Here is a 23,186-nt window from a genome sequence, read left to right on the forward strand (position 1 = left end):
TATAATTATTTCCAAATCTGAATATTTAAGGCAAAACTTGTGAATATGCTTTTGTAACATGTATTGTGTAACTTGCAACTATATCATTTTCAATTTGAATATGTACGTCGTAATAACCAATATGCTTAAAATTATGACTAAATGAAAGATATCCATTTTTATAAGTAATGTTTTCAATTTCTAATTTTCGTTCTCCTTTTCTAAAAGTGTGAAGTAGGCTTATTTTTTTAGTGTTGATATCATTTGCTTTCAAGATAAACTCTAATGCACTTCCTTTTTGAGCTTCTACTTTTAAATTTTCTGGAAAAATGGGTGTTGCGTTGTGAGTAAAAGCTTCACCATAAATTATTGGTCCTGCATTAAATTCGGATTTAATTAACTCATTGTTCAGCAACCATTTCCTTTTAATTGGAATGTGATTTTTTGAAAACAATAAAGGGTCTGCTAAAAAATAACCTTCATTATAATCTTCAATAAACATGGCGTTTTCATCTAGATAGCCTGCTGCCCAAGTGGCGTCGCATAAATACCATTTGTTATTTAGTTTTATGGCATTCCATGAATGGTTTGCAAAATCTAGACTTTGGATGTTCGATTCTGCAGTTCTAGCATATCCATCGATAATTTTAGCTTCTATACCAGCCAAAAAGCACAGTTCTCTTATTATGTATGCGTAACCAGTACACATGGTGCGTTTACGCTTTATTAATTTTTTAAAGGCTCTCTTTTTATATTTTTCGTTCCAGATAAGAAATGCTTTATTATTATCTTTTAATCTTCTTCTTTTGTTTAAAGCTCTTGTGTGTTGCGAATAATCTCCAGTAATGTTTTGGCAAACCCACGTGTGTATAGCTCTAAATTTTTCGATATCAGTAGACAATTTGTGCGTGAGGTTATAGACAAGTTTCCCCATATCTTTTAGGCTTGCGCCTTTATGGAGCTTGGCTATATTATCAGCCAAGTTAAAGTCTATAGTTTCAAAATCTGATATTTGTGCCTCACAAAACGTAATCCCGAAAAAAATAAGAAAGAGAACCTTTTTCATTTGTAAAAAATTTAGTGGCGAGATTTAAATACTTTTTTTGAAGAAACGCTGCCCATAATAATAACTGGGTCTAATTCCATATCTAGTTTTAGAGAAATATTAGAGGCCGCATTTTTATCACTAATGACGACACGTTGCGATTGGTAACCAACATAACTAAAAATCAATACATCGCCTTTTTTTAATTTTTTGGGAAATAAAAAATTTCCATCAAAATCTGTCACAGTACCAATTTTGGTGCCTTGTAAAATAATATTTACACCAGGAATAACTAAGCCATCCTCTTTGACGGTTCCTTTAACTGTAAATTCTCCATTTTGCTGAGAAATTGATGTTTCTGCTTTTGTTTTAGTGTTTTGTGCCGTTATTGTACCAAAACTTAAAAGAGCAAAACAAGCAATCCCAATTTTGCCAACCAAAGACAGTGTTCTTGAAGTTTCATTTTTTTGGTCATAAGTCTTTAATTGATGTCTGTTAAAAACCCCACAAGTATTTTCATTAGAATTTTTGAAAAATTCTAAAATACGCTCGTCTTTCATTTTGGTAAAATCAATAACTTCTTTACTGCAACTGTCACAAAACCCGCCTTTTTCGGTTGGTGAGAAATTGCTGAAGTTTTCTGTGCATGGAGATGCAATACTTAATTTCAATTCACTTTTCATAATAAATGTATTTGAGTTAATATGAAGTAAACCTAATTGAATATAAAGGCTTTAAAAACCGAGATTGAGTTAACGCTAAGTTTCAGTACGTAAAGTTATCGTTTGAAATAGTCATAAAAAAACCACCAAGTTTTCACAGGGTGGTTTTATATAAAATTATTAAAGTGACATTACTTAATCATCTCATAACTGCGCTTTATAAAGTTTGTCAACTCTTCACCTTTAAGTAAACCTTGAGACAAGCGTGCCAAGTCTAGACTTTGATTAATTAAACGTTCTTGTTTCTTTTTAGTTTTTGTGTTTAAAATTTCGCCAACCAAATCAGAATTTGTGTTTACGACGAGATTATACATTTCTGGCATATTACCAAACATGTTCATTCCGCCGCCACCAGTTTGTTGCATTTCTTTCATACGACGCATAAATTCTGGTTGCGTAATCATAAACGGCGTCGCAGAGCTATCCATTGCTTCTAATTGAACACTAAACTTTTCTGACGGAACTACTTCCTTCAACAATTCGTCTAATGATTTTTGCTCATCTTCAGATAATTTTGAAATTGTTGTATCGTCCTTTTTAATTAAATTATCAATATGGTCTGCATCGACGCGCGCAAAAGAAATATTTTCTTTAGACGTTTCTAATTTTTGCATCAAGTGCGAAATAATTGGAGAATCTAACAATAAAACTTCGTAATCTTTAGCTTTTGCAGCTTCAATATAAGCATGTTGCTCATCTTTGTTAGACGCGTAAAGAATAACCATTTTGTCATCTTTATCGGTCTGTTTTGCTTTAATAGCGTTTGTTAATTCTTCAAACGTGTAAAATTTACCATCAACTGTTGGGTATAAAGCAAAAGCATCTGCTTTTTCAAAGAATTTTTCTTCAGAAAGCATTCCGTATTCAATGACGATTTTGATGTCGTTCCATTTGACTTCAAATTCTTCTCTATTATTGTTAAAAAGAGACTTCATCTTATCAGCTACTTTACGTGTAATGTAAGAAGAAATTTTCTTCACCGCTCCATCAGCTTGTAGGTAAGAACGCGATACGTTCAAAGGAATGTCTGGCGAATCAATAACACCTCGAAGCATGGTTAAAAAATCTGGTACAATACCTTCAACATTATCAGTAACAAATACCTGATTTTGGTACAGTTGAATCTTATCTTTCTGTACTTGCATGTCCGCAGCTAATTTTGGGAAATATAAGATTCCTGTTAAATTAAACGGATAATCTACATTCAAATGAATGTTGAATAAAGGTTCTTCAAACTGCATTGGGTACAACTCGCGGTAGAAGTTTTTATAATCTTCTGCCTCTAGATCTGCTGGTTGTTTTGTCCATGCTGGATTTGGATTGTTTATAATATTGTCGACCTCTTTTGTAGGTGCAGGGTCATCTTCTTTTGCGTCTTCTGGCTTTGGAAGCGTTTCTGTTTTTGTACCAAACTTTATTGGCACTGGCATAAACTTATTATACTTTGAAAGTAATGCACTAATACGGTTTTCTTCTAAAAATTCTGTTGAATCTTCAGCAATATGAAGGATAATTTCTGTACCTCTATCTGTTTTATCAGCTTCTTCTAGAGTGTATTGTGGTGAGCCATCACAAGTCCAGTGTGCCGCTGGCGCATCAGTGTGCGATTTAGTTATAATCTCAACCTTATCTGCCACCATAAATGCCGAATAGAAACCAAGACCGAAGTGCCCAATAATTCCTGAATCTTTTGCAGAATCTTTGTACTTGTCTAGAAACTCTTCAGCTCCTGAAAAAGCAACTTGGTTAATGTATTTTTCAACCTCTTCAGCTGTCATTCCTAAACCTTGGTCAATAATATGAAGTTTTTTATTGTCCTTATCAATTTTAACTTCAACTTGCGGATGGCCATATTCGACTTTAGACTCGCCGATGTTGGTTAAGTGCTTTAACTTTAAAGTCGCATCTGTTGCATTACTGATTAGCTCACGAAGAAAAATTTCGTGGTCGCTGTACAAGAATTTTTTAATTAACGGAAAGATGTTTTCTACCGATACATTAATGTTTCCTTTTGTCATTTTTTTTATAATTTTTATAATTCTGTCATATCAAATAATTTGACATCACTTAGAATTAAGATTATTAATTTTATTATTAAGTAGACAAATAAAATACCAACTCAATTTCTGTGACAAGATGGCATAAAAAAAGCCACCTAAAACTATTAAGTGGCTTTTAAAATTGTTTAAGTTGTTATTTACCTTTTACTTTAGATTCTTTGTTTTCAATCTTTTGATTGTCTTTCTTTTTGTTTTTTACGTGTTTTTCTAGCCATTGGTCTTGTTCCCAAAGCATGTGCATAATAGATTCCTTTGCTCTATATCCATGACTTTCTTTAGGTAACATCACTAACCGAACTGGCGCACCCAATCCTTTTAAAGCATTAAAATAGCGCTCACTTTGTAATGGATAAGTACCTGAGTTGTTGTCAGCAACGCCATGTATTAAAAGTAAAGGTGTTTTCATTTTATCAGCATGCATAAATGGTGACATGTTGTAATAAATTTCTGGAGCTTCCCAGTAACTGCGTTCTTCACTCTGAAATCCAAAAGGTGTCAACGTTCGGTTATAAGCTCCACTTCTTGCGATTCCTGCAGCATACATGTCGGAATGTGAGAGTAAATTTGCTGTCATAAACGCTCCATAACTATGGCCACCAACGGCTACGCGTTCTCTATCAATATATCCTAGATTATCTACAGCATCTATAGCTGCTTTGCCATTTGCTACAAGCTGTGTTCTAAAAGAGTCGTTTGGTTCTTCTTTACCTTCTCCTACAATTGGAAAAGCAGCATCATCTAAAACAACATAACCGCGTGTTACCCAGTAAATTGGCGAACCCCAATATGGATACACAAATTCATTAGCATTAGATGTACTTTGAGAAGCACTTGCTTTGTCTTTGTACTCGCGTGGATATGCCCATAATATCATAGGATATTTTTTACCTTCTTCATAATCTAAGGGTAAGTAGAGAGTGCCATCTAAATCTAAACCATCATCACGTTTGTAAGTAATGACTCGCTTATTAACTTTTGCAAGACTTTGAAACGGATTTTCAAAATCTGTAATGGCTTTTAGTTCATTTTTTTTGATGTTTCTGATATAGTAATTTGGATATTCTGTAGGTGATTCAATTCTAACCAAAATCTCACCCGTTTGCATATCAATAGCGGAGTTCAAATTTTCAATCTTGTCTGTGTAAGTTGAAGTATAGAGTCGATTTGTTTTATCTGTTTCTAAGCTGTATTCGTCAATAAAAGGGAATTGGCCATCTTTAGTATAACCATCGCCCATTAAGTACATTTTATTGTTATCAATATCGAGTGTGTAGCTTCCAAACTCATTTTTAGAAGTTACAAAACTACCCGGGTCGCTATAAACATCTTGGTAATTTCTGTCCCAAATAATTTTTGGTGTTTGGTTAGGGTTTGATGGATTAAAAATATAAGTCTTTGTGTTTCTTGTATTCCACCAATAGTCGTATGCTACTGCGGTATTATTATTTCCCCAAGTAATGCCTGAAAAACGTTGTTTGGTTTTTAAGATAAGATTTTTGTTTTCGTTAAATGGTGCATCTATTTGATAGACAGCATCTCTAAATTCTACATCAACGTCTGGGTCGCCTTTATCCAAAGCCTCAACCCAAACTAAAGTAGAAGGTTTGTCTGCACGCCAAGACATATTGCGTTTTCCTGTTCGTGTAGCCATAAATCCTTTTGGTCTTACTTCATCTAACGGAACGTCATTAACTGTCTCAATTTTGTTTCCTTTACTATCATAAATAATGCTTTCTGAAGGGAAACGCGAATAAGTTACTAAGTATGAAAATGGACGTTTTATTTTAGTAATCATTACATAATTGCCATCGGGCGAAAAACTAATTCCTCTATACATTGCCGATGGTAAAAATTGTTTGCTTTTGCCATCAATAGAAACCTTCATGATTTCTGAATGTGCAAGCTGCTCAAAATTAAATTCGTCATTAGGTGTTTTTAATAAATCTTGGTAGGTTCTGTTTTGTGCTTTAGAGCCATCGCTTACTGAGATTGTTGGCCCTGTCGGTACTGCAACTGCAGCGTTTATCAATGGTTTTCTGTCTTTTGGTAACACTTTAACTAGTAAGTTTTTATTGTCCTTAAACCAGCTAATTGTACTTCCCATATTGGCGTTAACAATGGCATCTGTCAATTTTTTTACACTAGCACTTTTAATATCAAGCACCCAAACTTCTACACCTTTTTCAGTAGTGTTAAGGCAGGCAATTTTAGATTCATCTGGAGAAAGACTAAATCCAGAAAGTCTTGGATTATTAGGTAACCCACTAACTTGTTTTGCATCTTTATCAGAAACCTTTTTTACTTTAAGGTTATTATAAAACGTAGTTCGGCTACCTATGTTTGTTACCGGATTAATACGTAAACCAGCAAGCCTCATCTCAGTTTCAGATAATTCTGCAATAGATTTGTATTGATTTCTATACAGTAAAACCATGTTTTCACCATTACTATCTACTAGAACACCAGGAGCTAAATCTGCATCTGCGAGTTCTAAAATTTCATCTGGTGGTGTCTGGTAGTTTAAACTCGTTTGAGAAAAACCTAAGCAAACAAAACACAAAAAAGCAATAGTGAAGAATTTTTTCATAATAGAGGTTATTTTGAGTGATTAATTGTAGGTATGAAAGTTACCTAAAAACAAGTTTTTTTATGTTTATCTATTGTTAAAATTATTAACCTAAGTTTTGTTTCAGGATGTTATGCGTGCATAACGAATGGCTCATTCATATGCTTTTAAATGGTTAAATTTGTCACCTGCTTAAAAAATACAATATGTACAATTCAAAAATTATAGGTTTAGGTAAATACGTCCCAGAAAATGTGGTAACTAATGATGATTTATCTAAATTAATGGATACAAATGACGAATGGATTACCGAACGCACAGGTATTAAAGAACGCCGCTGGGTAAAAGCTGGAGATGGCGATACAACCGCAACAATGGGCGTTAAAGCTGCTAAGCAAGCTATAGAACGTGCAGGTATTAATAAAAACGATATTGATTTTATCATATTTGCGACTTTGAGTCCAGATATGTATTTTCCTGGACCAGGAGTACAAGTACAACACGCTTTAGATATAAAAACAGTTGGTGCTTTAGATGTACGTAATCAATGCTCAGGTTTTGTTTATGCCTTATCCGTAGCCGATAATTTTATAAAAACCGGAATGTATAAAAACGTTTTGGTGATTGGTAGCGAATTGCACAGTCACGGATTAGATAAAACGACTCGTGGTCGTGGAGTTTCTGTTATATTTGGAGATGGAGCAGGTGCGGCAATTTTAAGCAGAGAAGAAGATACTAGTAAAGGAATATTATCTACACATTTACATAGCCAAGGTGAGCACGCTGAGGAATTAGTGGTAAAAGCACCAGGAATGGGCACACGTTGGGTTACAGATATTATTGCTGAAGATAATAAAGATGACGAAAGTTATTTTCCCTATATGAACGGTCAGTTTGTATTTAAAAATGCGGTCGTGCGTTTCAGCGAAGTAATTATGGAAGGTTTACAAAAAAATAACCTTCAAAAAGAAGATATTGACATGCTAATTCCACATCAGGCCAATCTTCGTATCGCTCAATTTATTCAGAAAAAATTTCAACTTACAGATGACCAAGTGTATAATAATATTATGCGCTACGGAAATACAACAGCAGCATCTATACCAATAGCTTTAACCGAGGCTTGGGAAGAAGGAAAAGTAAACGAAGGTGACACTGTTGTATTGGCTGCTTTTGGAAGTGGTTTTACTTGGGGAAGCGTCATAATTAAATGGTAATACAAAATGAGTAAATCATCTAAAAACTTTTTTACGCATCCAAGTTTAATAGTAGTTATAGTATTTGTAATTCTATGTTTTATCGGAAATTTATTTCTCATTTTTACTGCAACCAATAATTTTAAAGAGCATCTCTTTCAACAAAAAAATATTATAATTGTTGGCTTAATGTCGCTATCTATTTTGGTTACTTTTATGATATATGCTAATTATATAAAGCATAAACATTCGAGATAATCCTTAGAAAAATTATTTAAAAAAAAGAAAGCCAAAACTCCCCAGTTTTGGCTTTCTTAATTACTAAATTAACTAACACTTATTGTAAAACAAAGTTCATAATTATAATAACTTAAAAACTTATCATTACTTAAGCGTGCGTTTTTCCTATTTATTGCTGTAGATTTAAAGATTAACGCGTATTTAACAAAAAAAATCCAAAAGCATGAGCCTTTGGATTTATATAGCTGTTAAGATGTTTTATTTTGAAGACTAACTCAAATAATTGTAACAGTCTATTTAGTAAGTCGATAAGTATCGATTTTCCTTACATTTTCATGAAAATCAAATAATATGCCAAATAAAAAACCCAAAGCAATATTGCTTTGGGTTTTCAGTTTAAAAACCCTTAACTAACACTAACCATCAACTATTAATAAAGGCCATTAAATGAGTGTTGTTTAGAAAAAACCTCCATCATTCTTTTCATTATCGTCACGATTTTTTCTGGATTTTGCTCTGTATTTACCACCACCAAAACGGTAAGATAAGCCAGCGAATATTTGTTTAAATTCGCCTTCAAAATTAACTTGTGCTGGTATTGGTCGTGCACTAAATACGCTTACTTCTTGCGTATCTAATACGTTGTTAAAGTTTAAGCTAAAGGTAGCTCTTTCGTCTTCTAAGAAGCTGTATCGTAAGCCGAGATTTAGAAAGTAAATAGGGTCAACTTCAAAATTTAATCCAGTTTCCTTGTTTCTAAAAAATCCGAAAGCAGATAAGGATAATCGTTTAGTAACTTTAAAATTATTGAAGACTCTAAAGTTCATAATTAAATTATCAACTTCGGTAACCGATGTTACAATATCGTTTTCTGTCGGGTTTGGTAACGTTGGGTCAATAGATTCTGCAATACCTTTTTGTTTTTGGTTGTACAAATCAAAACTGGCATTTAAACTCCACCATTTGGTGACTTTATAATTTGAAGACACTTCAAAACCGTAAGCATTTGTAGTATCAAAATTTCCTCTGGTTAAAATAACGCGACCCGATGTTAAATCTGAACGGTCAACAATTACCACCTGATTAATTTCATCTTCAATAATTCTGTAAAATACACCAGCCGTAATACTTCCTTTTTCAAGGTTTCTTGTAAAATTAAATTCTGCCGAATTTGTAAATTGTGGTAATAGTTCTGGGTTTCCAAATTCTGAAATTAAAGCAGTATTAAAATTAGGAACAGGATTTACATCACCAACACCTGGTCTATCTACACGACGACTTACACTAAACTGGTATGCGTTTTTTTCTGAAGCTTTGTAATTTACAAAAATGGATGGATACAATTGAAAATAGTCGTTCTCAAATGGAAAATCAGTACTTGTGTTATTCGATAAATCAGTATCTACGGCAAACGCATCTACTTGAACACTCTCGGCACGCAAACCTAACTGGTAAGACCATTTTTCGAGTTGCTTTCCGTAACTCGCATAGGCAGAAAAAATATCTCTAGAATAAGTAAAATCTGTTTCTGTAGGTACAAAATTGCCCATCATGTTTCTTACTCGACCGTCAGAGTTGTAGCCTAAGTCATTCTCAAAAATACGCGCTTGTAAACCAGCTTCGAGCTTTGCACTTTCCGAAAACGGATACACGTAATCTAAATTTATAGTTGTTCTCGTCCGGCCATTGTCTGTAAATTCTACAAAATTTGGTCTTTGCGCGTTGCCCGAAAATAAATTGTCAGTTTCCGATGCGCTATCAAATATATTGTGGTCCACTTCTAATTCAACATTGTGGCCTTCTGCAATGTCGTATTTGTAATTAAAATTGTATTGCTGACTTGTATTTTCGCTATCGCCTAAAATGCTTTGAAATTGTGTGTTGCTGTTTCCTGTATTAGACAATTCTGTGTCTACAATAGCACTTCCGTCAAATACATTTTGGTTGGTAAAAACAGAAAGTGTGTGTTTTTCATTTAGGTAATAGTCAATACCAAATTTGTATAAATGTGAGTTATTTTCATTTAAAATATCTAAAGTTTGAATGTTTCCTGTTTGTTGTTGTTGAAAAATTCCCTCGTTGACATTATCCGAAAAGCTATTACCATAGCTTCCATAATAATTCAATTTTCCATTTCTGTAATTAGCATCAATAGAACTGTTGAATTTCGGTTCAATCTGGTAAGATAAACCAACATTAAGATTACCGTTAAAACCGATGTTTACGTTTTTATATAAAATGATATTGATGATACCACTCATGCCTTCAGGATTGTATTTTGCAGAAGGATTTGTAATTAATTCAATTTGTTTAATTGAAGTTGAAGGAATTTGTCTTAATAATTGCGCCACTGGTACATTAGATAATTTACCATCGACCATTACTTGTACATTCGCATTTCCACGAAGCGAAATGGCACCCGTTTGCGCGTCCATATTTACAGACGGAATATTATTCATTATATCCGAAGCTGTTGGTCCAGCAGTGGTTAAATCTTTACCAATAGTAACAACTTTACGGTCAATTTTTTGCTGAATGGTAGACACTTCGGCTACAACGACTACTTCGTCTAAAGCTGCGGCATCTTCGTTTAATTTTACATCGCCAAGGTCAATATTATAGTTACCTTTTTCTATAGTAACGGTTTGTGTCAACGTTTTAAAACCGATGTAAGTAATGTCTACATTTACGGTTCCTTCAGGAATTTTGCTAATAAAAAATTTCCCGCTTTCGTCTGTAATACCACCAGTAATAATTTTATCGTTGGTGTCTTTAATAATTACGTTGACGTAAGGTAAAGGTTCGTTGAGATTTGCGTCTAAAACACGGCCCGAAATGGTGCCGTCTTTAATTTCAGAATTTGCGTTTGGTTGCGAAAAAGCTGCGAAAGAAAATAGCACAGCCACTAACATTAAATAATGTTTCATTGATTTGATTGTTTTGTGATACCGAAAAAAAGTATTTTTCAGTATCGATTGATTGATGATAGTTTGTTGTAAGTATGACGACCAATATCGTATCTTGTTACTCGATTTAACAAATCTTAACAAAATTTAGCTATGAAAAAGAAAACATTAGTCATCGGTGCATCCTTAAAACCAGAGCGTTACTCTAATATTGCAATTAAAAGATTAGTGAGTTATGGGCATGATGTCAAAGCCTTTGGAATGCGAAAAGGTGAAGTTGTTGGTGTTACTATTGATACGGATTTGTTAGATTATTCTAAAGTTGATACGGTTACATTATACCTAAACCCAAAAAGACAAGCACAGTATTACGATTACATCATTGGTCTAAATCCAAAGCGTGTTATCTTTAATCCAGGAACAGAAAATCCAGAATTCTACAAATTATTATCAGAAAATAATATCGAATCTGAAGTCGCCTGTACTTTAGTTTTATTAGGAACCAATCAGTATTAAGCTATTTTTTTAGAGTCGTCTTTTAAGATTTTTGAAATCTCTCTTTCGCTTTTCATATTTGTTTTTGTCGAAATTAAAAGTAATCCTATAAATGTGATAAATCCATTAAGAATTAATATTTCCCAATGGAATTGATATGCGCCAATTACAGATTCTGGTAAAAGTGTTATCCCAAAACTTATGGTGATTGAAAGTAGTGCGACTATCCACGCATATCTATCTCTAATATGACGCTTGGTTAAAATACCAAATGCAAACAACCCTAAAAGTGGACCATATGTGAAAGTGGCAAATTTAAACAAGTTGCTTACCACACTTCCATCTAGCATATTAAAAATAATTACCACAATTACTAAAACTATCGAGACACCAATGTGTACTTTTTTACGAAGTGGTTTTTGCTCAGCTTGTGGTCGTTTTTCAATATTTAAAAAATCGACCGAAAATGAGGTCGTTAAAGAGGTTAAAGCAGAATCGGCACTTGAGTATGCCGCAGCCATTAAACCAATAATAAAAATGACTGCTAAAGGTTTGCCTAAGCCTTGATTCATTGCAATTTCTGGAAATAATAAATCGGTTCTTTCACGTCCATCTACTAAAGGAATATCAACTCCAAATTTTTCAGAATAGATAAATAATAATGCGCCGAGAGATAAAAAGGCAAAGTTCACAATCACTAAAAGTACAGACATGCTTATCATGTTCTTTTTGGCATCTTTTTCAGATTTGCACGTCAGGTTTTTTTGCATCATATCTTGGTCGAGACCAGTCATGGCGATAGTTATGAAAATTCCGCCGAGGAAATACTTCCAGAAATATTCTTTAGAATTGACATCATCAAAAAAGAAAATTTGTCCTTTTTCGGCAAAGCTTTCAGAATTTAAAAATTCCATATAAGACCAATCTAATTTCTGATTAATGAGAAATATGGCCAAACCAACAGCACTTAACATCGCTAGAGTTTGTAACGTATCTGTCCAGATAATGGTTTTAATTCCGCCTTTAAACGTGTAAATCCAAATGAGTAAAATTGAAATTACAACCGTTAACCAAAACGGAACGCCCATTTCTTCAAAAACTATATATTGCATGGCGAGAGCTACCAAAAATAGGCGAAAAGAAGCACCAGTCACTCGTGAGAGTAAAAAGAAAAATGCACCCGTTTTGTAACTCACAATCCCAAAACGTTGTTCTAGATATTGATAAATAGAAGTGATATTTAAACGATAATACAACGGCAATAACACAAAAGCAATAACAAAATACCCTACAAAAAAACCAAGCACACCTTGCATGTAGGCAAATTCTTGTCCGCCAATTAATCCAGGAACAGAAATAAATGTCACACCAGAAAGCGATGCACCAATCATCCCAAACGCTACCAAATACCAAGGCGCCGATTTGTTTGCCTTAAAAAAAGCGGCATTGGTGTCTTCTTTTCCTGTGAAATATGAGATTAAAACCAATACACCAAAATAGGCGGCGATTAAAAGTAGGATGGATGTTGGAGACATATTTCTGTGTTTAGATAAAGGTTTGTCCGTTCGAGCGCAGTTGAGAACTATTTTAGCTTTTGTTGTCCGATAGGTTTCGACTGCGCTCAACCTGACAAAAAAATCAAATTATATGGTCCGAAAATAAACTTTTTAGAAATACTAATCCATAGCATTTCGAAAATTAAAAAATACCTAACTTCGCAATTATGGAATTTTCTTCAAAATTATTAGAAAATGCGGTTAACGAAATGTCGCAATTGCCGGGAATAGGTAAGCGTACGGCTTTGCGTTTGGTTTTACATTTGTTGCGCCAACCTAAAGAGCAATCGTTTTTGTTGGCAGGTGCTTTGCAAAAAGTCCGTGAAGAGATAAATTTCTGTAAATCTTGCCATAATATTAGCGACCAAGAGTTATGCGAGATTTGCACAAATCCACTTCGAAAAAAAGAACTCATTTGCGTTGTCGAAGATATCCGCGATGTTATGGCAATAGAAAGTACAGGTTCGTTCAGAGGTTTGTATCATGTTTTAGGTGGAAAGATTTCACCAATGGATGGTATTGGGCCACAAGATTTGAATATTGAAAGTCTTGTAGCTAAAGCAAAAAGTGGTAAAATTGAAGAACTTATTTTTGCAATGAGTCCAACAATGGAAGGTGATACCACAAATTTCTATATCTTTAAACAACTGCAAGATTTTAATATTGCGACCTCAACAATCGCAAGAGGTATCGCTGCTGGAAACGAGCTTGAATATGCCGATGAAATTACACTCGGGCGAAGCATTATCGACCGTGTTCCGTTTGAAGCTTCACTAAAACTCTAAATCGTTTTGAAACTTTCTGTCGTAATTCTCAACTATAATGTGCGCTATTTTTTAGAGCTTTGTTTGTTGAGTGTTCAAAAAAGTATATCCAATTTAGATGCCGAAATTATTGTAGTAGATAACAATTCTACTGACGATAGTTGTGATATGGTAAAAGCGAATTTCCCTAAAGTCATTCTCATTGAAAATAAAGATAATAGTGGATTTTCAAAAGGAAATAATAGTGGTGTTGCCATAGCAAAAGGTGACTTTGTCTGCATTCTTAACCCAGATACGGTCGTTCCTGAAAATGCTTTTACAGAACTTCTAAAATTTGCAGATAACCAGACTAATCTCGGAATGGTTGGTTGCCAATTAATAGATGGTACAGGTGCTTTTTTACCCGAAAGTAAACGTAACATTCCAACGCCAAACGTCGCGTTAAAAAAGATTTTTGGCAATGGTAATGCCTATTATAGCAGCTTAAATCCTAATGAAATTGGCAATGTCGATATTCTTGTTGGTGCTTTCATGCTTCTAAAAACTGAAGTGTATAATGAAGTCGGCGGTTTTGATGAAGACTATTTTATGTATGGCGAAGACATCGATTTGTCATATAAAATTCTAAAAAAAGGGTATCAAAATTATTATTATGGAAATCTGTCAGTAATTCACTTTAAAGGTGAAAGCACGCTGAAAGATAAAGTATATGCCAAACGTTTTTATGGTGCAATGCGTTTGTTTTATAAAAAACATTTCAAGTCGAATGTAATTATGAATGCATTGGTAAACGTTGGAATTAAAATGGCTTCATTTGCACCGCAAAACAACTCGGCTTCAGAAATTGAAACGACGCAAACTGTTATAGTTTCAAATGCTAAAAATAACAATTTAGAAAAGCAACTTCAACAACCTATTTTTTATGTCGAAACGACTGAGACAATTCAACATCAAAGCACAATTGTATTAGACGCAAGGTTTTTGTCCTTTCAAAAAATAATTAATTTGATGCAAAAGCAGAAAAATATCTCCAATAGTATATTTAGAATATGGCCAGAAGGTCGTAATTTTATACTCGGAAGTGACAGTGCAAATGCTCGTGGCGAGGTTATTAAATTTTAGCTAAATATTACGCTATTGTCAGTAAACAATCCATTTTTTTATTAATTTTGCACGCAATTATAAAATAACGACCACCAAATTATAGATATGGCAAAGTTTGAACTTAAATTACCTAAGATGGGAGAAAGTGTTGCAGAAGCAACAATAACCTCATGGCTTAAAGATGTTGGAGAAACTATTGAAGCCGATGAAGCGGTTTTAGAAATTGCAACAGATAAGGTAGATAGTGAAGTGCCAAGTGAAGTGGATGGTGTTTTGGTCGAAAAACTTTTTGATGTTGATGATGTCGTTCAAGTTGGACAAACTATAGCTATTATTGAAACTGAAGGTGGCGATACAGTTGAGGTAAAAGCAACCGCTACTGAAACTACAACAGAAGAGCCAGTAAAAGAAGTTGCTGAGGTTGCAAAAACGGTAACTGCAGCTAAAGAAACGGTAACGTCAATTGAATCGACAGGCGAGCGTTTTTATTCGCCATTGGTAAAAAATATAGCAAAAGAGGAAGGCATTTCTCAATCGGAACTAGATTCTGTTCCAGGAACAGGAAAAGATGGTCGTGTCACTAAAAATGATATTAAGACCTATTTAGAAAATCGTGGTTCGGCGCCTAAAGCAGAATCTGTTGCACCAGCAGCACCAGCGCAAAATACTCACGTTCAAAAACCAACAAAAGAAGCAGCACCAGTTGTGGCTTCAGGTGATGATGAAATCATGGAAATGAGCCGTATGGGCAAATTGGTGGCAAAGCATATGGTTGATTCTGTACAAACATCTGCTCACGTGCAATCGTTCATTGAAGCTGATGTGACAAATATTTGGAACTGGAGAAACAAGCATAAAAATAGCTTTAAAAATCGTGAAGGCGAAAACCTAACCTTTACACCAATATTTATGGAAGCTGTGGCGAAAGCCTTGCGTGATTTCCCAATGATGAATATCTCTGTACAAGGCGATAGCATCATTAAAAAGAAACATATCAATCTCGGTATGGCTGCAGCGTTACCAGACGGAAATTTAATTGTGCCTGTCATTAAAGACGCTGACCAATTAAATCTTTTGGGTATGGCTAAAAAGGTTAATGATTTAGCAAACCGCGCAAGAGTTGGAAAATTAAACCCAGACGATATTCAAGGCGGAACGTATACCGTAACTAATGTTGGTACTTTTGGTAGCATTATGGGAACACCAATTATCAATCAGCCACAAGTAGGAATTTTAGCGCTCGGTGCTATTAGAAAAGTTCCTGCGGTTATTGAAACTCCGGAAGGCGATTTTATTGGCATCCGTTACCGCATGTTCTTATCGCACTCTTACGACCATCGTGTAGTCAATGGCGCACTTGGCGGACAATTTGTCAAAGCCGTAAAAGATTATCTTGAAGCTTGGGATATGGATAGAGAAATCTAATATAATCCGAGTAACAATATTTGTCATGCTGAACTTGATTCAGCATCTCATCATTACAGTAAAGCACAACCCACAAAGTTGTGCTTTTTTTATCAAGTCAGTTATAATATGATTTGAACCAATTTGTGTTAGTCTTTCAATGTAATTTTATTAAAACAAAAATTGAAAAATTATGATAAAGCCAAGAGAAATAACACCAAATTTAGATATCGATTTAGTTAACGACACGCATTGGAGTCTGTCCAAGCAAAGTCCAGAAAACTTTACAATGATTGTAGTTTATAGAGGGTTGCATTGCCCAGTTTGTAAAACGTATTTAGAAGAGTTGCAAGGAAAATTAGATAAGTTTGAAGATTTAGGCGTTAATGTCATTGCAATTAGTAGTGATACCGAAGAAAAAGCTAAAGAAGCTTACGACAAATGGGATGTGCCAAATATTCCTATCGGATTTGAGTTTCCTATTGAAGACGCTCGAAAATGGGGATTATTTATTTCTGAAGGTATTAAAAACGAACCAAAACATTTTGTTGAGCCAGGTTTATTTTTAATTGACAAAGACCAAAAGTTATATTGGTCCTCTGTACAAACCATGCCTTTTGCCAGACCAGAATTTGATGCTGTAATAGACGGTATAAAATATATTTTAAAAGAAGATTATCCTGCACGTGGCGAGGCATAGGAATTGAGACATATATAATAAAAAAGCACAATCTTTGGATTGTGCTTTTTGTGTTTCGCTTAACGTTCTCGGATATGATTTCGTTGCGGAAAAATCCGTAGGATTCTTTCCGCCGTGGTAGAAAGATAGCAAAATTGCGGTGAATTCCGATAAGGAATTCAACCGCAATGAATTATAGCCATTGTTGTGAGCAGTTATTTCACTCATTTTTTAATTTAGCTAATAGTTCTTTTTCAGTTTCAGATATAAAATCTCCATCGACGACTGTAATTCGAGCGTCATATTGGTGATATAATTTCGTTATTCCTAAAAGAGAATCTTTGTCTTTTTCGGACGTTTCAAGAATTTGTTCTTCAATTATTAATTCAATTTCTTGAGTTCCAGTTTTAAACCCATTAATTCCAAAAAACGGATTCAAAGTTCCGTTGCTAAAAGTGTCTGTTTTGACTTTTGAATCTTCATATTGATTACTCACAATTACCGATAGTAAATAGTCGTAATTCGGCTTTTTATTCCGCTTATATTTTGTTATTCTTCCAATATGCTTTCCAAGAGAAATGGTGTCAGGTATCTTAAATTCAAATAAATCAGTTTGATTCGTTAGAGCAGAATTTTCACGTTTATTATCGTTCGATTCATTTTCTTTCTGTCCACAAGAAGCTAAGAAAAATATTAATAAAATCAGGTTGAAAATGTTTCTCACAAATGTTCATTTTAATTGCTCACAATATTCCGTTGATAAAAAATCGTATCAATATTTTTTATCAAACGTTAAACGAAGTTAGTGTTTTGAAAATGAAAAGTCAAACGTCGGTTTGCAATACAATTCTAACCTAAAACTCTCTAACACCAAAACCCGCAAACCGTACTTCTTCACCTCGCAAATCTTGGTCGTTGAGTAAGCTTCTGTAAATGCCCCATTTAGAGCAGACAAATTCGGTACCAAATTACCATTATATTTTTTGTTTAAAAACGAATATAAAAGTTTCTCAGTTCTATTGTTTTTAATTATTACATTGGCAAGTGCAAAACAATCAAACTGTTTATCTTTGTGTTATAAATAAACATTATGCAACTCAATTTTAAAAAGCCAATTTGTTTTTTCGATTTGGAAACAACTGGAGTAAATATCTCTAAAGACCGAATTGTTGAAATTTCCATACTTAAAGTTCATCCAAATGGAAAAGAAGAAACGTATACAAAAAAGGTAAATCCAACAATTCCTATTCCGCCAGAAACGACTGCTGTTCATGGTATTTCGGATGAAGATGTAAAGGATGCACCAACGTTTAAAGAACTGGCGAAGGAGATTCATACTATCATTAAAGATTCGGATTTAGGTGGATTTAATTCTAACCGTTTCGATATTCCGCTTTTAGCTGAAGAGATGTTACGTGCCGAAATTGATTTCGATATGAAAAATCGACAATCTATTGACGTGCAAACCATATTTCATAAAATGGAGCAACGCACATTATCCGCGGCTTACAAATTTTATTGCGATAAAAATTTAGAAGATGCGCACACTGCTGAAGCAGATACTAAAGCCACTTACGAAGTTTTAAAAGCACAATTAGACCGTTACGAAGACTTAGAAAATGATGCTAACTTTTTAGCAGAATTTAGTTCACGTAAAAAGTTTGCTGATTTCGCGGGTTTTTTAGTTTACAATAAAGAAGGCGAAGAATGTTTTTCTTTTGGGAAGCATAAAGGCAAAAAAGTATTGGACGTATTAGAGCAAGAACCAGGTTATTTTGGTTGGATTTTAAATGCTGATTTTCCGCTTTATACAAAGAAAGTTCTTACGGCGATAAAGTTGAGTCAGTTTAATAACAAATTAAGCTAAACATGAAACTCATTTGCATTGGCCGAAATTACACGGCACATATCGAAGAATTAGAAAACGAAAAACCAACAGACCCAGTTGTGTTTTTAAAACCTGACACGTCAATTCTGTTGAAAAAACAGCCATTTTTTATTCCAGAATTTTCGGACGATGTACATCATGAGGTTGAACTTTTGGTGAAGATTAATAAAGTAGGGAAGTACATTGATAAAAAATTCGCCCATAAATATTACGACGAAATTGGTTTGGGTATCGATTTTACAGCGAGAGACCTTCAAGCCAATTTAAAAGCAAAAGGCTTACCTTGGGAAAAAGCAAAAGCTTTTGATGGTGCAGCTGTTGTTGGTAAGTGGTTGCCAAAGACTAACTTTAAGAATATCAATGATATCAACTTCAAATTAATAAAAAACGGAGAAGTCGTCCAAGATGGAAATACTAGATTGATGCTCTGGAAGGTTGATGAAATCATCGAATATGTTTCAAAATATTTCACTTTAAAGATAGGAGACATTATCTTTACGGGAACACCAGCAGGAGTTGGTAAAGTTTTTGCGAACGATCAGCTGCAAGGTTTTATTGAAGACGAAGAAATTTTTTCAATACGAGTAAAGTAAATCCTTTTGTTTCGACTTAAAGACGAGAAAAATACTAACTATTGATTTTGAGGTAAATCCCAAATCATCAACCTGAATTATCAAGAATGGCACAACACTATAAATTAGACCGCGTAAGAGAATTAGCAGACAATGACGAAGATTTTGTTGTTGCTTTAGTAGGTGCATTTTTAGAAGAAGTTCCCGAAGATGCAGAACGCTTGCGTGTTTCTGTACCCGCGAAAGACTATAAAGAAACCTACCAAGCAGCACATAAAATGAAACCAACTATAGATTTATTTGAGTTGGGTGTTTATGATCAGCTGATTGAAATTCAGGATTTTGGAAAGTTTGAGCAAACTGATAAAGATGTTTCTGCACAGTTGGAAGTTTTATTAACTGCCATCGACAATACAGTTGAGGAGATGAAAAAAGATTTCGGATTGTAATTTATGAATGCAGAAATTATAACCATTGGCGATGAAATTCTCATTGGGCAAATCGTAGATACCAATTCTGCTTTTTTAGGCAAAGAACTTAATAAAATTGGAGTTTCGGTATATCAGATTACGTCCATTCAAGATGAAAAATCACATATATTAAAAGCTTTAAAAGAAGCCGAAGAAAATGCAGATATCATTATTATTACAGGTGGTTTAGGGCCAACTAAGGACGATATTACTAAGCACACACTTTGCGAATATTTTAACGACACTTTAATCGAGAATGAAGAGGTTTTAGCTCATGTCGAAAATATTTTTAAGAAATACATAAAACGACCTATTTTAGAAAGTAATAGAACTCAGGCTTTGGTGCCATCTCAATGTACAGTTCTTAAAAATGAATACGGAACTGCGCCAGGAATGTTATTTAACAAAAATGGAAAAATATTCGTTTCGCTTCCAGGTGTACCTTACGAGATGAAATCATTAATTAAAAATGAAGTTCTTCCATACTTACAAAAACAATTTAATTTTCCATTTATTCAGCATAAAACCTTATTAACTTATGGTTTAGGCGAAAGCGTCATAGCAGAGCGTATTGAAAGTTTTGAAGATACACTTCCAGATTTCATAAAATTGGCCTATTTGCCAAGTCTCGGTCGTGTACGATTACGTTTGTCAGGAAAATTAAATGATAAAGCAAAACTAGAAGCTGAAATTGAAAAACAAGTGCAGGCTTTAAAACCTTTGGTCTCTGATATCTTCGTAGGTTTTGAAGAAGATTTGTCACTAGAAGCTTTAATAGGTAAACAGCTAACAGAAATGGGCAAAACACTTTCTATTGCCGAAAGTTGCACAGGCGGCAGTATTTCACAAGCCATTACTGCAAATGCAGGTGCATCAAAATACTTTAAAGGTAGTGTGGTGAGTTACGCTTCGGAATCTAAGATTAAAATTCTTGGAGTATCCAAAGAAGATATAAAAACACATTCTGTTGTAAGTGAAGAAGTCGCAAAGTCCATGGCCAAAGGTGTTTTAAAGCTTTATGATACAGATTATGCAATAAGCACAACAGGAAATGCTGGACCATCAAAAGGAGATGCCGATGCAGATGTTGGTACAGTTTGGATTGGTATTGCCACCAAAGACAGCGTTTTTGCTGAGGTTTTTAACTTTAGTAATCAGCGCGAAAAGACCATAGCAAAAGCTAAAAACAAAGCTTTTGAGATGCTGCAAAAAGAAATATTAAAAAATTAGAATTTTATATTTGCTGAAACGTAATTTTTAATTAAATTTGCACCCTGTTTAAAAAACACGAATACCTTAAAGAAGAATACAATGTCAAGAGTTTGTGAACTTACTGGAAAAAAAGCGATGGTTGGGAACAACGTATCTCACGCCATGAATAAAACAAAACGCAAGTTTGATGCAAACTTAGTAAAAAAGCGTTTTTATATTCCTGAGGAAGATAAGTGGGTAACATTAAAAGTTTCTACATCAGCATTAAAAACTATCAATAAAATTGGTATTACTGCTGCGTTAAAAGAAGCAAGAGCAAAAGGATTTTACAAATAATAGCAGTTCTGCTAAAGTCAATTTACAATGGCAAAAAAAGGAAATAGAATACAGGTTATCTTAGAGTGCACAGAGCACAAAGCTTCTGGTCAACCAGGAACTTCAAGATATATTACAACAAAAAACAAAAAGAATACGCCAGACCGTATGGAGATTAAAAAATTTAATCCAATACTTAAGCGTATGACAGTTCATAAAGAAATTAAATAATAATTAGAGATTTTCGCGACAGCGAAAATGTCAAATAACTCGAAGAGGTATGGCAAAGAAATCAGTAGCGTCGTTACAGACAGGAAGCAAGCGTTTGACAAAAGCTATAAAAATGGTAAAGTCACCTAAAACTGGTGCTTACACATTTGTGGAGTCAGTAATGGCACCAGAATTTGTCAATGACTTTTTAGCAAAAAAATAAACGTTATTTAATAACGGTTTTGTAAAACTGCTTTCGTTTGAAAGCAGTTTTTTTATGTCTATATTTGACTGAAATATGACAACTTAGCAGCGCAAACGCAAAGGCAAGGTTGTTGATTATTGTTTTGGGCGTTGCCCTTAATACCTACAAGGTTAAAAAAACCTTGCAGGAAACGGGTCGGGCTTTCCGCTGTATCTTTTTTGCTTTTAATAGCAAAAAAGGATGCCGCGTCAAATACGAAGTATTCACGATTTCGTACAAGAAAAATAAAAATGGATGAGTAATCCCTAACGCAGTAGAACAATCAACTAAATAACAAACAACTCCACATCAAAAATGAGTTTTTTTAAAAAAATATTTTCTTCAGAAAAGAAAGAAACCTTAGATAGAGGTCTAGAAAAATCTAAATCATCATTCTTTAATAAGCTGAATAAAGCCGTTGCAGGTAAATCTAAGGTCGATGATGACGTTTTAGATAATCTTGAAGAGATTCTTGTAACCAGCGATGTTGGTGTAAATACAACATTGAAGATTATTGAGCGTATCGAAGCGCGTGTTGCCAAAGACAAATATTTAGGAACTTCAGAATTAAATCAAATTTTACGCGACGAAATCGCGGGTTTATTGTCAGAAACCAATTCTGGCGAAGACACGGACTATGTTGTACCAACATTTCCACCACAAGCAGATGGCACAAAAACGCCTTACGTATTAATGGTTGTTGGTGTTAATGGTGTTGGTAAAACAACTACCATAGGTAAATTGGCATATCAGTTCAAAAAGAAAGGCTTAAAAGTCGTTCTTGGTGCAGCAGACACCTTTAGAGCTGCAGCGATAGACCAATTACAAGTTTGGGCAGATAGAGTAGATGTACCAATGATTCGTCAAGAAATGGGAAGTGACCCAGCATCTGTAGCATTTGATGCGTTGCAATCTGGAGTTAACCAAGATGCAGATGTTATTATTATTGATACTGCAGGACGTTTGCACAATAAAATCAACTTAATGAATGAGTTGACCAAAGTAAAACGCGTCATGCAAAAAGTTGTTGGCGATGCACCTCACGATGTGCTTTTAGTTTTAGATGGCTCAACAGGTCAAAATGCCTTTGAACAAGCTAAACAATTTACTGCTGCAACTGAAGTCACATCACTCGCAGTTACCAAATTAGATGGTACTGCAAAAGGTGGTGTTGTTATTGGTATTAGTGACCAATTTCAAATTCCAGTAAAATATATCGGTGTTGGTGAAGGTATTGAAGACTTGCAAGTCTTTAATAAATATGAATTTGTGGATTCGTTTTTTAAATAGATAAAACAACGTTTTGTCATGCTGAACTCGTTTCAGCATCTCATTTTTAGTTTTAATTGATTATGAACGAATTTTTTTAAAATGAATAAAAAAGTTCAAAAAGTCATTTTGTTTGTTACGTTAGCTTATTCAACGTTCGTATTTATAAAATATTTCCTTGATTTTTTAGGATTATTTCGGGCACCTGAAAACCCTTTATTTCCAAATTATTTGAAGTTCTATGTTGCATTTTCTTCTTATTTTATTCTGCCAATATTTTTAGTAATTAT

Annotated in this window: 21 protein-coding genes; 14 read left to right on the forward strand and 7 right to left on the reverse strand. The window is 34.1% G+C overall.

Annotation, left to right across the window (positions count from 1 at the left end; all coding sequences use genetic code 11):
* Positions 1-25: 25 nt before the first annotated feature.
* From ACFQ1Q_RS12390 to ACFQ1Q_RS12405, 4 genes are all read right to left on the reverse strand, one after another.
* Positions 26-1,045, reverse strand: coding sequence for a transglutaminase domain-containing protein (locus tag ACFQ1Q_RS12390; protein ID WP_386131983.1), 1,020 nt, complete (start codon positions 1,043-1,045; stop codon positions 26-28).
* A gap of 11 nt (positions 1,046-1,056) precedes the next feature.
* Positions 1,057-1,707, reverse strand: coding sequence for a carboxypeptidase-like regulatory domain-containing protein (locus tag ACFQ1Q_RS12395; RefSeq protein WP_386131985.1), 651 nt, complete (start codon positions 1,705-1,707; stop codon positions 1,057-1,059).
* Between the two features lie 170 nt (positions 1,708-1,877).
* Positions 1,878-3,764 carry a molecular chaperone HtpG gene (htpG, locus tag ACFQ1Q_RS12400; protein WP_386131988.1) on the reverse strand — a complete coding sequence of 629 codons (1,887 nt, stop codon included), beginning with the start codon at positions 3,762-3,764 and terminating at the stop codon, positions 1,878-1,880.
* Between the two features lie 175 nt (positions 3,765-3,939).
* Complete coding sequence (locus tag ACFQ1Q_RS12405; RefSeq protein WP_386131991.1) at positions 3,940-6,393, reverse strand: alpha/beta hydrolase family protein; 2,454 nt, start codon at positions 6,391-6,393, stop codon at positions 3,940-3,942.
* A gap of 185 nt (positions 6,394-6,578) precedes the next feature.
* On the opposite strand from ACFQ1Q_RS12405, the gene ACFQ1Q_RS12410 reads away from it, so the two are divergent.
* Positions 6,579-7,589, forward strand: coding sequence for a 3-oxoacyl-ACP synthase III family protein (locus tag ACFQ1Q_RS12410; protein ID WP_386131993.1), 1,011 nt, complete (start codon positions 6,579-6,581; stop codon positions 7,587-7,589).
* Between the two features lie 677 nt (positions 7,590-8,266).
* Here the strand turns inward: ACFQ1Q_RS12410 and ACFQ1Q_RS12415 are convergent.
* Positions 8,267-10,735, reverse strand: coding sequence for an outer membrane beta-barrel protein (locus ACFQ1Q_RS12415; protein WP_386131995.1), 2,469 nt, complete (start codon positions 10,733-10,735; stop codon positions 8,267-8,269).
* Positions 10,736-10,867: 132 nt separating this feature from the next.
* Here ACFQ1Q_RS12415 and ACFQ1Q_RS12420 point away from each other — a divergent pair, with 132 nt between their 5' ends.
* The gene (locus tag ACFQ1Q_RS12420; protein ID WP_386131998.1) at positions 10,868-11,230 is read left to right on the forward strand and encodes a CoA-binding protein; all 363 of its coding nucleotides are present in this window, start codon (positions 10,868-10,870) and stop codon (positions 11,228-11,230) included.
* Here ACFQ1Q_RS12420 and ACFQ1Q_RS12425 read toward each other — a convergent pair.
* Complete coding sequence (locus ACFQ1Q_RS12425; RefSeq protein WP_386132000.1) at positions 11,227-12,744, reverse strand: sodium:solute symporter; 1,518 nt, start codon at positions 12,742-12,744, stop codon at positions 11,227-11,229. The two genes, ACFQ1Q_RS12420 and ACFQ1Q_RS12425, sit on opposite strands and share 4 nt — an antisense overlap.
* 188 nt (positions 12,745-12,932) lie before the next feature.
* On the opposite strand from ACFQ1Q_RS12425, the gene recR reads away from it, so the two are divergent.
* From recR to ACFQ1Q_RS12445, 4 genes are all read left to right on the forward strand, one after another.
* Positions 12,933-13,550 (forward strand): recombination mediator RecR, encoded by a 618-nt coding sequence (recR, locus tag ACFQ1Q_RS12430; RefSeq protein ID WP_386132004.1) that lies wholly within the window; start codon positions 12,933-12,935, stop codon positions 13,548-13,550.
* A gap of 6 nt (positions 13,551-13,556) precedes the next feature.
* The gene (locus ACFQ1Q_RS12435) at positions 13,557-14,651 is read left to right on the forward strand and encodes a glycosyltransferase family 2 protein (RefSeq protein ID WP_386132006.1); all 1,095 of its coding nucleotides are present in this window, start codon (positions 13,557-13,559) and stop codon (positions 14,649-14,651) included.
* A gap of 87 nt (positions 14,652-14,738) precedes the next feature.
* On the forward strand, positions 14,739-16,058 hold the full coding sequence (locus tag ACFQ1Q_RS12440; RefSeq protein WP_386132009.1) for a dihydrolipoamide acetyltransferase family protein: 1,320 nt from the start codon (positions 14,739-14,741) through the stop codon (positions 16,056-16,058).
* 172 nt (positions 16,059-16,230) lie between these two features.
* A complete protein-coding gene (locus ACFQ1Q_RS12445; RefSeq protein ID WP_386132011.1) occupies positions 16,231-16,737 on the forward strand; it encodes a peroxiredoxin-like family protein in 507 nt (168 codons plus the stop codon).
* A gap of 199 nt (positions 16,738-16,936) precedes the next feature.
* Here ACFQ1Q_RS12445 and ACFQ1Q_RS12450 read toward each other — a convergent pair whose 3' ends face one another.
* Positions 16,937-17,440, reverse strand: a complete 504-nt coding sequence (locus ACFQ1Q_RS12450) for a hypothetical protein (RefSeq protein WP_386132014.1) — start codon at positions 17,438-17,440, stop codon at positions 16,937-16,939.
* Positions 17,441-17,806: 366 nt separating this feature from the next.
* On the opposite strand from ACFQ1Q_RS12450, the gene ACFQ1Q_RS12455 reads away from it, so the two are divergent.
* The 8 genes from ACFQ1Q_RS12455 (at position 17,807) to ftsY (ending at position 22,917) form a co-directional block, all read left to right on the forward strand.
* Positions 17,807-18,583: an exonuclease domain-containing protein gene (locus tag ACFQ1Q_RS12455; protein WP_386132016.1), complete on the forward strand. Its 777-nt coding sequence runs from the start codon at positions 17,807-17,809 to the stop codon at positions 18,581-18,583.
* Between the two features lie 2 nt (positions 18,584-18,585).
* Positions 18,586-19,197, forward strand: coding sequence for a fumarylacetoacetate hydrolase family protein (locus ACFQ1Q_RS12460; protein ID WP_386132018.1), 612 nt, complete (start codon positions 18,586-18,588; stop codon positions 19,195-19,197).
* A gap of 86 nt (positions 19,198-19,283) precedes the next feature.
* The gene (locus ACFQ1Q_RS12465) at positions 19,284-19,625 is read left to right on the forward strand and encodes an Hpt domain-containing protein (protein WP_386132021.1); all 342 of its coding nucleotides are present in this window, start codon (positions 19,284-19,286) and stop codon (positions 19,623-19,625) included.
* A gap of 3 nt (positions 19,626-19,628) precedes the next feature.
* The gene (locus tag ACFQ1Q_RS12470) at positions 19,629-20,876 is read left to right on the forward strand and encodes a competence/damage-inducible protein A (protein WP_386132022.1); all 1,248 of its coding nucleotides are present in this window, start codon (positions 19,629-19,631) and stop codon (positions 20,874-20,876) included.
* Positions 20,877-20,957: 81 nt separating this feature from the next.
* Positions 20,958-21,194 carry a 50S ribosomal protein L28 gene (gene rpmB, locus ACFQ1Q_RS12475; RefSeq protein ID WP_073085658.1) on the forward strand — a complete coding sequence of 79 codons (237 nt, stop codon included), beginning with the start codon at positions 20,958-20,960 and terminating at the stop codon, positions 21,192-21,194.
* A 27-nt stretch (positions 21,195-21,221) separates the two neighbouring features.
* Positions 21,222-21,404, forward strand: a complete 183-nt coding sequence (gene rpmG / locus ACFQ1Q_RS12480; protein WP_008271040.1) for a 50S ribosomal protein L33 — start codon at positions 21,222-21,224, stop codon at positions 21,402-21,404.
* 49 nt (positions 21,405-21,453) lie between these two features.
* Complete coding sequence (locus ACFQ1Q_RS12485; RefSeq protein WP_132702761.1) at positions 21,454-21,606, forward strand: DUF4295 domain-containing protein; 153 nt, start codon at positions 21,454-21,456, stop codon at positions 21,604-21,606.
* A 336-nt stretch (positions 21,607-21,942) separates the two neighbouring features.
* Positions 21,943-22,917 carry a signal recognition particle-docking protein FtsY gene (gene ftsY, locus ACFQ1Q_RS12490; RefSeq protein WP_386132026.1) on the forward strand — a complete coding sequence of 325 codons (975 nt, stop codon included), beginning with the start codon at positions 21,943-21,945 and terminating at the stop codon, positions 22,915-22,917.
* The last annotated feature ends 269 nt before the right edge of the window (positions 22,918-23,186 follow it).

It is taken from the genome of Winogradskyella litorisediminis, assembly GCF_042675765.1.
Taxonomy (GTDB): Bacteria; Bacteroidota; Bacteroidia; order Flavobacteriales; family Flavobacteriaceae; genus Winogradskyella; species Winogradskyella litorisediminis.

Excerpts from the sequence above, each read along its gene's own strand:
- rpmB (WP_073085658.1), top strand. The coding sequence starts at position 20,958 with ATGTCAAGAGTTTGTGAACTTACTGGAAAAAAAGCGATGGTTGGGAAC.
- ACFQ1Q_RS12395 (WP_386131985.1), bottom strand. The coding sequence starts at position 1,707 with ATGAAAAGTGAATTGAAATTAAGTATTGCATCTCCATGCACAGAAAAC.
- ACFQ1Q_RS12410 (WP_386131993.1), top strand. The coding sequence starts at position 6,579 with ATGTACAATTCAAAAATTATAGGTTTAGGTAAATACGTCCCAGAAAAT.
- ACFQ1Q_RS12420 (WP_386131998.1), top strand. The coding sequence starts at position 10,868 with ATGAAAAAGAAAACATTAGTCATCGGTGCATCCTTAAAACCAGAGCGT.
- ACFQ1Q_RS12425 (WP_386132000.1), bottom strand. The coding sequence starts at position 12,744 with ATGTCTCCAACATCCATCCTACTTTTAATCGCCGCCTATTTTGGTGTA.
- ACFQ1Q_RS12455 (WP_386132016.1), top strand. The coding sequence starts at position 17,807 with ATGCAACTCAATTTTAAAAAGCCAATTTGTTTTTTCGATTTGGAAACA.
- ACFQ1Q_RS12405 (WP_386131991.1), bottom strand. The coding sequence starts at position 6,393 with ATGAAAAAATTCTTCACTATTGCTTTTTTGTGTTTTGTTTGCTTAGGT.
- ftsY (WP_386132026.1), top strand. The coding sequence starts at position 21,943 with ATGAGTTTTTTTAAAAAAATATTTTCTTCAGAAAAGAAAGAAACCTTA.
- recR (WP_386132004.1), top strand. The coding sequence starts at position 12,933 with ATGGAATTTTCTTCAAAATTATTAGAAAATGCGGTTAACGAAATGTCG.
- ACFQ1Q_RS12390 (WP_386131983.1), bottom strand. The coding sequence starts at position 1,045 with ATGAAAAAGGTTCTCTTTCTTATTTTTTTCGGGATTACGTTTTGTGAG.
- ACFQ1Q_RS12445 (WP_386132011.1), top strand. The coding sequence starts at position 16,231 with ATGATAAAGCCAAGAGAAATAACACCAAATTTAGATATCGATTTAGTT.
- ACFQ1Q_RS12440 (WP_386132009.1), top strand. The coding sequence starts at position 14,739 with ATGGCAAAGTTTGAACTTAAATTACCTAAGATGGGAGAAAGTGTTGCA.
- rpmG (WP_008271040.1), top strand. The coding sequence starts at position 21,222 with ATGGCAAAAAAAGGAAATAGAATACAGGTTATCTTAGAGTGCACAGAG.
- htpG (WP_386131988.1), bottom strand. The coding sequence starts at position 3,764 with ATGACAAAAGGAAACATTAATGTATCGGTAGAAAACATCTTTCCGTTA.
- ACFQ1Q_RS12470 (WP_386132022.1), top strand. The coding sequence starts at position 19,629 with ATGAATGCAGAAATTATAACCATTGGCGATGAAATTCTCATTGGGCAA.
- ACFQ1Q_RS12465 (WP_386132021.1), top strand. The coding sequence starts at position 19,284 with ATGGCACAACACTATAAATTAGACCGCGTAAGAGAATTAGCAGACAAT.
- ACFQ1Q_RS12415 (WP_386131995.1), bottom strand. The coding sequence starts at position 10,735 with ATGAAACATTATTTAATGTTAGTGGCTGTGCTATTTTCTTTCGCAGCT.
- ACFQ1Q_RS12485 (WP_132702761.1), top strand. The coding sequence starts at position 21,454 with ATGGCAAAGAAATCAGTAGCGTCGTTACAGACAGGAAGCAAGCGTTTG.
- ACFQ1Q_RS12460 (WP_386132018.1), top strand. The coding sequence starts at position 18,586 with ATGAAACTCATTTGCATTGGCCGAAATTACACGGCACATATCGAAGAA.